Source organism: Haloarcula sp. K1, from assembly GCF_001647155.1.
Lineage (GTDB): Archaea > Halobacteriota > Halobacteria > Halobacteriales > Haloarculaceae > Haloarcula > Haloarcula hispanica.
In genome coordinates this window covers 202,735-212,253 of record NZ_LRHL01000034.1, presented here as the reverse complement: position 1 = coordinate 212,253, position 9,519 = coordinate 202,735, and the positions used below count along the sequence as shown (strand labels likewise).

Here is a 9,519-nt window from a genome sequence, read left to right as displayed (position 1 = left end):
CACCCAGGGCGTTAGGCGTTTTCGGAGTCGATGGTCAGGACGACCCTCGGGATACTACTCAGAGACAGTGTCGACGTCGGTGAACTCAAACCGGGCTCCGCCGTCGCTGCCGCTGCCGACGCGGACCGCCCAGCTGTGGGCGTCAGCGACCTGTTTCACGATGCTCAGGCCGAAGCCGGTCCCTTCGACCGCCGTCGAGTAGCCGGCATCGAACACGTCCCCGCGGTCGGCCACAGGGATACCGGGACCGTCGTCCGCGACGTAGAAGCCGTCGGCCAGTTCGCCCACGGTCACAGTCACGCCGTCACCGCCGTGCTCAACCGCGTTGCGGACGAGATTCTCGAACAGTTGTCTGAGGCGGCTCTCGTCGGCGCGGATGGGCCGGTCTATGTCAGTGCGGAGCGTCGCGGCTTTCGTGTCGACGTTTTGCCAGCACGTCTGGACGAACGGTTCGAGGTCAACTACGACGGGCGACGCGGGTGACGTACCGTCGCGTGCGAGCGTGAGCAGGTCGTCGATGAGCGTATCCATTCGCTGGTGTGCGCCGTCGATAGCGTCGATGTGCTCGCTATCGGACTCCTCACGCAATAGTTCGAGGCGTCCGCGGGCGACAGTCAACGGGTTCCGGAGGTCGTGACTGACGACGCTGGCGAACTGTTCGAGCTGTTCGTTTTGCTGTTCGAGTTCCTGCTCGCGCTCCTTGCGCTCCGTGAGATCACGGCTGATCGCCAGGAACCGGTCCTCGCCGTCGAGGCTGAGTCGGAGCAGATGTACTTCGACCGGCATCGTCGACCCGTCGCGGCGTTCGTACAGGCCCTCGAACTTGCGGCGCTCGTTGACACTGAACCCCGAAAGCTGTGTCTGCACGTCCTCGGCGTCGAACGTCAGGTCGAACTCCCAGATCGACCGCCCGAGCACCTCGCTCTCGTCGTACCCCAGTTCCGCACAGAACCGCTGGTTCACGTCGCGGATCGTCCCATCGGCGTCGAGCACGTCGATCATGTCCGGTGAGTTCTCGAAGAGGGCTTCGAGGCGTGACGATGTTTCCTCTAACCGTTGCTCGCGTCGTTTCCGCTCCGTGATGTCCTGCTGGAACCCGACGTAGTTGACGACTGCCCCGTCGTCATCGCGAACCGGCGCGATCCGAACCCTGTTCCAGAACTCGGTCCCGTTCTTCCGGTAGTTCCTGAGTTCGACCGTCACCCGCTCCTCTGCGTCAATCGCGTCCCGCATTGTAGCGACGGACTCCGGATCGGTGTTCTCGCCCTGTAGCATTCGGCAGTTCTTCCCGAGTAACTCCGGAAGCGAATAGCCAGTCAGGTCGCGGTAGTGGTCGTTGGCGTAGATCAGCGGATTGTCCGTCTGGCCAGGGTCGGTGATAACGACACCGACCGGGGCCTCGTCTATCGCGCGTTTGTTCCGGAGGAGCTTCTGTTCGCGCTCTTTCCGGTCGGTGACGTCCCGAGCGACGCCGACGATGCCGTCGATAACACCATCGACGACCAGCGGCGTTAGCTGGTACGCGACCACCGCGTGTCCGTGGCCGGGGAATTCCGTTTCGATTTCGCCGCTAAGTTTCTCCCGCGTTCCGTCGAGCAGTTCCTGGTAACAGTCTGTCTCACCCTCGGCTCGAATACGCGGAACGAGTCTACTGGTCTGTCCTTCGAGCTCATTGCGCGTCGTGTCGTACCACTCTGCGATGGTCTCGTTGACGATTTCGAACCGGTCTTCGGCATCGTAAATACAGGCAGCCTCCTGCATGGAATTGACCATCCGCTCGTAGCTCTGGAGCGCTCGGTTCCGCTCGCTGACCGCCTGCTGTGAGCGGGAGTGGTCGACGGCGTCACTGATTCGGTTCGCCAGCCCGGCATACTGTTTGGCACCCGGCTCTTTCCTGAGGTAGTCCGTCACACCGGCCGAAATTGCCTCGCTGGCGACTGCCTCGCTCCCCTGTGCGGTGTAAATAATAAACGGCAGGGCCGGGTACTCGTCGCGGACCGTTTCCAGAAGCTCGATGCCGTTCCCATTGGACAGGCGGTAGTCGGAAACGAGACAGTCGACAGGCTCGGCAGCCAACCTTGCCATAGCCTCGTCGACGGTGCGAGCCGTTTCGACGGTGAAACGGTTGTTCTCGCGTTCGAGAGCCGTCGACAGCGTCTCGGTGTCGTCCGAATCGGTGCCAACGTAGAGGACCCGGACCCTGGCGTCCCCGACGCCAGCGGTTTCAGGCGTCATTCGGCATCCCGTTCAAGTCCGGTGGTTGCGCCGGGATAGATGTCACTCCACCGACCAAGGATTACCGGAGCGATGTAGCTCTGTGAACGGTCTATAGACAGGGCCGGGCGCAGGACGACTGCAAACAGCGTGTGACGGTTGTCGCCAGAGATGGTCTGCAGCAGTGTCATGATGGGTAGGTAATTAGTCGCGGTCGTGGTCTTCCCGTAGTGACTGAGGCCGAAATCGGTCACCAGTGCGACGTGCAGGGCCGCTGTTCTTGCACGCTTACACGGGACTCTGCAGTAAATAGCTGGTGACCAAATCAACTGGCACGCCGAACCTACTCTGTAGCAACCGGCAACGACGCCGGAGCGATCGTGTCGGCGTGCGTGTTACCGTTCCTGCACGCGCATGGATATTTTCTGTCGGGGATGGGCGGTCAACGACGGCAACAGCTCCAGTGGCGTCTCTCCCTGGAACTCCAGTCGGTACTGGCTGGCCGTCGTTGCAGTGATGAGTTGCGCCTCAAGCATGGCAAGATGCTTCCCGATACAGTGGCGCGGGCCACCCCCGAACGGGAAGTAGGCGAACCGGGGCCGCTCGCTCGCTCGCTCGGGCTTCCAGCGCTCCGGGTCGAACGTCTCGGGGTCGTCGTAGAACCGCTCGGAGCGGTGAACACCCCACTGTGGGACCATCAGCGTCGTTCCCGCCTCGACCTCGTAGCCTGACAGCGTCACGTCTTCGGTCGGCTCCCGGAAGATGGTGTACACCGGCGGGTAGAGCCGCATCGCTTCCTGAATCACCCATTCGAGGTAGTCCAGTTCACGGACGTGTTCCATCCCCGGCCGGTCGTCGCCAATGACGTCGTCCAGTTCCTCGTGGACTCGCTGTTCGACCTCGGGGTGTTCCGACAGCAGGAACCAGGTGTAGGTCAGCGTCAACGCCGTCGTGTCGTGGCCCGCAAGCAGCATCGTCATCATCTCATCACGCAGTTGCTCGGGCGACTGGTCCCCATCGTCACGGGCACGCAAGAGTACCGACAGGAAGTCCATCGGACCGTCCTCATCCGTCCCGAGCGAGTCCTCGCGGACCTCGATAATGTCGTCCAGCACCTCGTCCAGCGTCCGCACGGCGCGGTTGAACTCGGCGTCGTCCGGCATCGGCATCCACTGTGGCATAGCAAACCGGATCGGGTCCGGTTCGAACCGCTGGCCCAGCGGCAGCAGTTGCTCCTCGATGGTCTGGACTCGCTGCTCTGAGAGTTCGACACCCATCATCAGGTCCAGAATCACGTCCAGCGTGACCCGGGTCATCGACTGCTCGGCGTCGATGACATCGCCGTGGGACCAGTCGGCGATGCGGTCCTCCGCGTGGCCGGTGATGCGGTCGGCCATCCCCGACAGTCGCGCCATCGAGAACGCAGGGTTTGCGAGCTTTCGCTGCTGCTCCCACGTCTCGCCTTCGCTCAACAGCAGTCCGTCACCCAGCAGATCCCCGAGCGCATCTCCCTGAAAGTCGGGCTTGCGGAACCGGTCTGCCTCCGAGACCAGCACGCGCTCGATTGCTGTCGGGTCACACAGCATGACCGTGTCCATCGGCCCCATATCGAATCGAGCGACGTCGCCGTAGGCCCGTTCCAGTGCCGAGATGAACCGGAACGGGTCCCGAGCGTACGTGCGACTACTGCCGAACAGCGGTTCGCCCTTCGGTCCGGGCGGCGTCTTTGACATCGGCTGACGTTAGTGTCGGACACGCTTGAATGGTATGCCAAATGTCGGGCAGCGGGCGGTTCACGTGCATTCAGAGCCAGCGGTTGGCGTCTAGGTCCCAGTCGGTGTGTGCCGATATCCAGACGCCGCCGAGACCACCGAGAGCGCTGAGACCGACAGTGTACAACAGAAAGAACGCAAACACGAGCGTCAGAAACAGGTCGTACCCGGGCGCTCCGGGCGGAATCCCAAACCCGAGGAGGCCGGCGATGTACAGCGCTGGGAGAAAGAGGGCAAGCAAGGGAACCATCGCGCAGACGCCGGCCAGCGTTCCCAGCCAGAGCCCCGTCCGGTAGCTGCCGCCGTGGTTCGCCGCGGCCACGGCACCCCCAGCCACCGACGAAAAGGGAACGAACGACAGCGCAACCGTGACGAGCGCCCCGATACCGGCGTTGGTCACCGACTCACGCATATGCGTTCTCGGTAGTGGCGTCCCCCGTGATGTAGTTACCGACAGCGCGGCTGGCCAGTCAGTCGCCGATGGTCGTGTCGTGCTTGACGTAGTTACCCAGCCAGCCGCCGAGCGCGCTCAAGCCGAGGAAATACGCGGCCGTCATGACTGTTCCGAGGACGAGCACGAGCAGTCCCACCGCGCCGAACACGCCCAGTGCTTCGGGCACAAATGCCAGAAATGCGGCCAGAAAGACGAACACGACCACGAAGAAGACCAGCGATATCGCCAGCCCGACGACGCCGGACAGCAATCCGACACGGACGCCGTCGTCTCGCTCGCCGCCTTCGAGATAGCCGGCGATGCCACCACCGAGTAGCGGCGCAAGCGGGACGAATCCACTCAGCAGAGCGGTTGCGACGGCACCGATAATCGCGTTAACGAGTGTGTCTCCCTCTGCCATTTGCCAGCCCTACTCCGGGGCTTGTGGTAGGTCTTGTGTTGGCGATACTGGCATCGCCACTCGCACTTCGACAGCGAGAAAACGAAACAGTTCAGCGACGTTAGATGTCGGACTCGAAGTCGTCGAGTCCGTACGTCGGCTCGGCACCGCGGCGGTCGAGCGTCTCGTTGGCCAGCAGCCAGTAGACGACCGACAGCGCCTTGCGCCCCTTGTTGTTCGTCGGGACGACCAGGTCGACGTTCGACGTGGTGTTGTTGGAGTCACACATCGCGATGACCGGGATGCCGACCGTGATGGCCTCCTTGACAGCCTGGGCGTCACCGATCGGGTCGGTGACGACCACGATGTCAGGCTCGATGTAGCCGTCGTAGTCGGGGTTGGTCAGCGTGCCGGGGATGAACCGGCCGGTGCGGACGCGCGCGCCGATCGCTTCGGCGAACTTCTCGGCCGGGAACCGGCCGTACTGGCGCGACGACGCGGCCAGGATCTGCTCCGGCTCGTAGTTGGCCAGGAAGTCCGCGGCTGTGCGGATGCGCTCGTCGGTCATCGAGACGTCCAGCACGTAGAGCCCGTCAGTCCGGACGCGGTGGATGAACCGCTCCATGTCCTGGGTCTTCTGCTGGGTCCCGATGTGGACACCGGCGCCGAGGTAGTCCTCGACGGGGATGAGGAGGTCGGCCTCCGACTGCTCGTCGGGCATGACGTCCTCGTCCAGCTGTGGGCCGGCGGCCTCGTCGGCGTCGGCCGCTTCGTCGGCCTCCGTGTCGGCATCGGTTGGTTCGGCCTCTGTCGCCTCTGCGGCGTCGTCGGCGGGCTGTTCGGCTTCCGTTTCGGTCTCCGCGTCGACCGCTTCGTCGTCCTCGTCGGACGGGTCGAAGTCGGAATCGGACGCGTCGAGACCTTCTTTTTCGTTGCCGCTCATACTGCGTTGTCCTCGATACGGATTAGTTCGTTCAGCTTGGCTGTGCGCTCGCCGCCGACCGCGCCGGTCTTGATGAACGGTGCGTCAGTGGCGACAGCGAGGTGTGCGATCGTCGTGTCTTCCGTCTCGCCGCTGCGGTGGGAGACGACGGACTCGTAGCCGCTTGCCGTCGCCAGTTCGATGGCGTCGACAGCGTCGGTGAGCGTCCCGATCTGGTTCGGCTTGATCAGGATGGAGTTCCCGGCGTCGGCGTTGATACCGGCCTGCAGGCGCTCGACGTTGGTGACGAACAGGTCGTCGCCGCAGACGAGCGTCTGGTCACCGACCTGTGTGGTCAGGTCCGCGAAGGCCTCGTAATCGTTCTCGTCGAGTGGGTCCTCGACGTAGACGAGGTCGTACTCCTCGACCTTCCCGGCGATGTACTCTATCTGCTCTTCGGTGGACTTGACGCCGTCGTCGTAGACGTAGCCGTCCGCCTCGTCATCGTAGAGTTCCGCGCCAGCAACATCGAGGCCGAAAGAGATAGCGAAGCCGAAGTCGTCGGCGACGGTCTCAACAGCCTCGTCCATAATCTCGAACGCTTCGTCGTCCGAAACGGACGGTGCCCAGGCTCCTTCGTCGCCCTTGCCCGCTGGCAGGTCGCGGTCGGCCAGGATGTCGTGGACCTCCTGGTGGACCGCGGCGTTGGCGAAGACGGCCTCTTCGACGCTCGGCGCGCCGACGGGGGCCGCGAGGAACTCCTGGATGTTCGTGGCATCCGCGGCGTGTTCGCCGCCGCCGATGATGTTGCCCAGCGGCGTCGGGTACTCGTTGCCCCGGAACGTGCCGCCGAGATGCTGGTACAGCGGTGCGCCCAGCACGTCAGCACCGGCCTTTGCGGCCGCCATCGAGATGGCGACGGCGCTGTTGGCTCCGATGCCGGAGAAGTCGTCGGTGCCGTCGGCGGCGTGCAGCGCCGCGTCGACGTCACGCTGGTTCCCGGCGTGGACCTCACCGATGAGTCGCGGGAGTGCCTCCTCGCGGGCCTTGGCGATGGCCTCGTTGGCGGGGAGTTCGATGGCCTCGTACTCGCCCGTGCTTGCGCCGCTCGGTGCCTTGCCACGACCGAAGCCCCCACTCTCAGTGAGAACGTCGGCCTCGACGGTCGCGTTCCCGCGGGAGTCGAGGACGCGGCGGAGTCGGATGTCAGTGATGAGCGTCATCGTTAATCACTCCTGTTGACCGTGAACGGTAGGACGCCAGCGTCGTACTCCTCGGCGGCGATGAGTATCGGCTGGGTGTGTTCCGTCTCGATGAGCACGGGAGCACCGTGGGCCAACTGCAGCGCTCGTGCGCCGAGTTTGCGGGCCTTCTCGTAGCGGCTTTCCTGTGCGTTCATTGGTAGGGTGAGACGATGTCGACGAGGTCCTTGTGCGAGACGAGCATCCGGCGACAGCAGTGCCGCTCGACGCCGAGTTCGTCGAGGACCTTCTCCGGGTTCTCGGGCTCCTCGGCCTCGCGGGTGCGTGCTTTGAACTCTTCCCAGTGCTCGCCGACGACGTTACCGCACGTGAAACACCGAACCGGTACCATCATACCTGTATCACCTTAGCGGTACGATTTCTGGTAGCGGGCCCGCGCACCGGGGCCGCCCCACTTCTTGGGTTCGGACTGGCGAACGTCGTTGACCAGCAGCGAGCGGTCGAACTCCATGAACGCGTCACGGAGTTCGGCGTCGTTGGTGTGGTCGACGAGCCCGCGAGCGATGGCGGTTCGGGCGGCGTCTGCCTGCCCCATGACGCCGCCACCTTCGACGGACACTTCGACGTCGACCTCGCCGCGGAGGTCGTCCTCGGCGATGCGGAACGGTTCCAGCATCTTGAGCTGCGCCAGCTCGGGGTCGACGAGTTCGACCGGCTGCGAGTCGATACGCACGCGGCCCTCGCCCTCGCGAACGGTCGCGCGGGCGACGGCGGTCTTCTTCTTGCCAGACGTGTTCGTTACCATGTCTTGTTCGCTCCAAGCGTTTCGCTGATCTCGCCCAGCGTGACGAACTTGATGTTCGACAGTCGGTCAAGCGACGTGCCGTCTAGGACCTCGCCGTCCTCGTCGTACGGGTTGCCGAGGTAGACACGAACGTTCTCGAACGCCTCGCGGCCACGCTGCTTCTTGTGGGGCAGCATGCCACGGATGGTGCGCTTGAAGATGCCGTCCGGTCGCTTGGGGTAGAAGTACCCGTTGTCGTTACCGATGTCGACACGTTTCTTGTACTTCTCTGTGATCTGCTCCTCTCGGCCGGTGATCACAGCGCGCTCGGCGTTGACGACGGCGACCGTCTCGCCATCGAGAGCCTGTTCGGCGACCTGTGATGCGACGCGGCCCATGATACAGTCGCGGGCGTCAACGATGACATCCGCGTCGAATTCTGCGACGCTCATCGGATCACCCGGACGTGGGAGCCTTCTGGGTTGTTTTCGATTGCCTGTTCGAGTGATACAGCCTCTCCAACCTGGTCGATCTTCGTCTCGGCGGTTCCGGAGAAGTCGACAGCGGCGACGGTGACGTCCTTCTGCAGGACACCGGAGCCAAGCACCTTGCCGGGCACAACGACGGTTTCGTCTTCCTGGGCGTATCGTTCGATACGGCCGAGGTTGACTTCCGCGTGTGTGCGCCGTGGCTTTTCTAAGCGCTCGGCGACGTCGCCCCAGACAGCACCGCCCGAACTGCGGGCGGCTGACTTCAGGTCGGCGATGAGACTACTGAGTCTCGGGTTCGTCTTACTCATATGATTCCTCCGTTGTGGGAAAAGTGCAGGGAGCAGGATTTGAACCTGCGGACCCCTACGGGACAGCGCCCTGAACGCTGCGCCGTTGGCCAAACTTGGCTATCCCTGCGCGCGATTGTTCGTTTTGCGTGCCCCGTAAAACCCCTTTCGGTCCTCGCGCTCGGGGAGCGGGCGGTCATCGGTAGTGGTGGGGTGTGTCGGGGCATTGTGTCGTTACAGTTGGACTGCGTCTTTCAGTTCGGTCGCGCGGTCACGCAGCGTCTCGACCGCGCGCAGGACCAGTTCCTCGGTGGTGAACGACCCGTCCGTCTCGACGTGGAACACGAACGCGTTCGGCACGTCCGAGACCTCGACGTCTTTGCCGGGGTAGCGGTTCCGGAGGTCGTTGTCGAACTCGTCTGTCGCGACGAGCTCGCCGTTTGTGGCGTCGCCGGCGGCGTGTTCGGCCGCCTGCTCTTCGATGACGCCACGCAGGATGTTCGGGTCGTCGTCCTCGAACTCGCCGAGGTCGCCGACGACCTCCACCTGCTGGAGGTGTCGGTAGCCGACGGCCACGCCGCCCTGATGTTTGGCGTGTTCCCGACCGGTATCGAGGACGGCATCTGCCTCGACTTCGAGACGTTGGCCCTCCTTGAGGTCGATGATCGGGATGTTGTCGTCGGCCGCCTCGACCATCGGGTCCGAGGAGACGAGGTCGCTGGAGTAGGCCGTGCTCGGCCCGTCGACGGACAGCGACAGCGTCACCTCGTCGCCGATCTCGAAGTCGTCGAGGTCGGTCGTCAGCGGGACCAGTCCCAGTCGGAGACCGATCTGCTCGTTGAACATCACGCTGGTGTTCTCGATGACGCGGACGGTATCGATACTGAACGTCGGTACGTCCGCGACCATCGCTCGCCGGACGCCGTTGGCGAAAGCCGGCGTGATGCCGCGCACGAGGATCCGTGCCTCGCGCTCGCCGCGTTCGACGAACTCAACCTCGTAGTCCTGTGTCAT

At 63.8% G+C, this 9,519-nt stretch carries 13 protein-coding genes and 1 tRNA gene; all 14 read right to left on the bottom strand.

What is annotated here, in order from left to right; all coding sequences use genetic code 11:
• Positions 1–54: 54 nt before the first annotated feature.
• Entirely contained in the window at positions 55–2,235 is a 2,181-nt protein-coding gene (locus tag AV929_RS11725; RefSeq protein WP_064288325.1) for a PAS domain S-box protein, read from the bottom strand.
• Positions 2,232–2,405 (bottom strand): hypothetical protein, encoded by a 174-nt coding sequence (locus AV929_RS11720; RefSeq protein ID WP_011222802.1) that lies wholly within the window; start codon positions 2,403–2,405, stop codon positions 2,232–2,234. Before AV929_RS11720 ends, AV929_RS11725 begins: the two co-directional genes overlap by 4 nt.
• A gap of 204 nt (positions 2,406–2,609) precedes the next feature.
• Complete coding sequence (locus AV929_RS11715; RefSeq protein WP_064288323.1) at positions 2,610–3,947, bottom strand: cytochrome P450; 1,338 nt, start codon at positions 3,945–3,947, stop codon at positions 2,610–2,612.
• 70 nt (positions 3,948–4,017) lie between these two features.
• Positions 4,018–4,398: a DUF5518 domain-containing protein gene (locus tag AV929_RS11710; RefSeq protein ID WP_064288322.1), complete on the bottom strand. Its 381-nt coding sequence runs from the start codon at positions 4,396–4,398 to the stop codon at positions 4,018–4,020.
• Positions 4,399–4,456: 58 nt separating this feature from the next.
• A complete protein-coding gene (locus AV929_RS11705; protein ID WP_050006903.1) occupies positions 4,457–4,840 on the bottom strand; it encodes a DUF5518 domain-containing protein in 384 nt (127 codons plus the stop codon).
• 100 nt (positions 4,841–4,940) lie between these two features.
• Positions 4,941–5,762, bottom strand: a complete 822-nt coding sequence (gene rpsB / locus AV929_RS11700) for a 30S ribosomal protein S2 (protein ID WP_050037677.1) — start codon at positions 5,760–5,762, stop codon at positions 4,941–4,943.
• Positions 5,759–6,964 (bottom strand): phosphopyruvate hydratase, encoded by a 1,206-nt coding sequence (gene eno / locus AV929_RS11695; protein WP_050006905.1) that lies wholly within the window; start codon positions 6,962–6,964, stop codon positions 5,759–5,761. Before eno ends, rpsB begins: the two co-directional genes overlap by 4 nt.
• Before the next feature lie 2 nt (positions 6,965–6,966).
• Positions 6,967–7,140 (bottom strand): DNA-directed RNA polymerase subunit K, encoded by a 174-nt coding sequence (locus AV929_RS11690; protein ID WP_004516796.1) that lies wholly within the window; start codon positions 7,138–7,140, stop codon positions 6,967–6,969.
• Positions 7,137–7,337, bottom strand: coding sequence for a DNA-directed RNA polymerase subunit N (locus AV929_RS11685; protein ID WP_023843157.1), 201 nt, complete (start codon positions 7,335–7,337; stop codon positions 7,137–7,139). Before AV929_RS11685 ends, AV929_RS11690 begins: the two co-directional genes overlap by 4 nt.
• A gap of 12 nt (positions 7,338–7,349) precedes the next feature.
• A complete protein-coding gene (locus AV929_RS11680; RefSeq protein ID WP_004516798.1) occupies positions 7,350–7,748 on the bottom strand; it encodes a 30S ribosomal protein S9 in 399 nt (132 codons plus the stop codon).
• Entirely contained in the window at positions 7,742–8,179 is a 438-nt protein-coding gene (locus AV929_RS11675; RefSeq protein WP_008310363.1) for a 50S ribosomal protein L13, read from the bottom strand. The genes AV929_RS11680 and AV929_RS11675 overlap by 7 nt, the downstream gene beginning before the upstream one ends.
• Complete coding sequence (locus AV929_RS11670; protein ID WP_004516800.1) at positions 8,176–8,526, bottom strand: 50S ribosomal protein L18e; 351 nt, start codon at positions 8,524–8,526, stop codon at positions 8,176–8,178. The genes AV929_RS11675 and AV929_RS11670 overlap by 4 nt, the downstream gene beginning before the upstream one ends.
• A 24-nt stretch (positions 8,527–8,550) precedes the next feature.
• Positions 8,551–8,635, bottom strand: a tRNA-Leu gene (locus tag AV929_RS11665).
• 104 nt (positions 8,636–8,739) lie between these two features.
• Positions 8,740–9,519: a DNA-directed RNA polymerase subunit D gene (locus tag AV929_RS11660; RefSeq protein ID WP_064288321.1), complete on the bottom strand. Its 780-nt coding sequence runs from the start codon at positions 9,517–9,519 to the stop codon at positions 8,740–8,742.

Bases quoted from the DNA above. Each gene is read 5' to 3' on its own strand.
- AV929_RS11680 (WP_004516798.1), bottom strand. From the start codon at position 7,748: ATGGTAACGAACACGTCTGGCAAGAAGAAGACCGCCGTCGCCCGCGCG.
- AV929_RS11705 (WP_050006903.1), bottom strand. From the start codon at position 4,840: ATGGCAGAGGGAGACACACTCGTTAACGCGATTATCGGTGCCGTCGCA.
- AV929_RS11715 (WP_064288323.1), bottom strand. From the start codon at position 3,947: ATGTCAAAGACGCCGCCCGGACCGAAGGGCGAACCGCTGTTCGGCAGT.
- AV929_RS11660 (WP_064288321.1), bottom strand. From the start codon at position 9,519: ATGACACAGGACTACGAGGTTGAGTTCGTCGAACGCGGCGAGCGCGAG.
- AV929_RS11690 (WP_004516796.1), bottom strand. From the start codon at position 7,140: ATGAACGCACAGGAAAGCCGCTACGAGAAGGCCCGCAAACTCGGCGCA.
- AV929_RS11720 (WP_011222802.1), bottom strand. From the start codon at position 2,405: ATGACACTGCTGCAGACCATCTCTGGCGACAACCGTCACACGCTGTTT.
- AV929_RS11685 (WP_023843157.1), bottom strand. From the start codon at position 7,337: ATGATGGTACCGGTTCGGTGTTTCACGTGCGGTAACGTCGTCGGCGAG.
- AV929_RS11670 (WP_004516800.1), bottom strand. From the start codon at position 8,526: ATGAGTAAGACGAACCCGAGACTCAGTAGTCTCATCGCCGACCTGAAG.
- eno (WP_050006905.1), bottom strand. From the start codon at position 6,964: ATGACGCTCATCACTGACATCCGACTCCGCCGCGTCCTCGACTCCCGC.
- AV929_RS11675 (WP_008310363.1), bottom strand. From the start codon at position 8,179: ATGAGCGTCGCAGAATTCGACGCGGATGTCATCGTTGACGCCCGCGAC.
- AV929_RS11725 (WP_064288325.1), bottom strand. From the start codon at position 2,235: ATGACGCCTGAAACCGCTGGCGTCGGGGACGCCAGGGTCCGGGTCCTC.
- AV929_RS11710 (WP_064288322.1), bottom strand. From the start codon at position 4,398: ATGCGTGAGTCGGTGACCAACGCCGGTATCGGGGCGCTCGTCACGGTT.
- rpsB (WP_050037677.1), bottom strand. From the start codon at position 5,762: ATGAGCGGCAACGAAAAAGAAGGTCTCGACGCGTCCGATTCCGACTTC.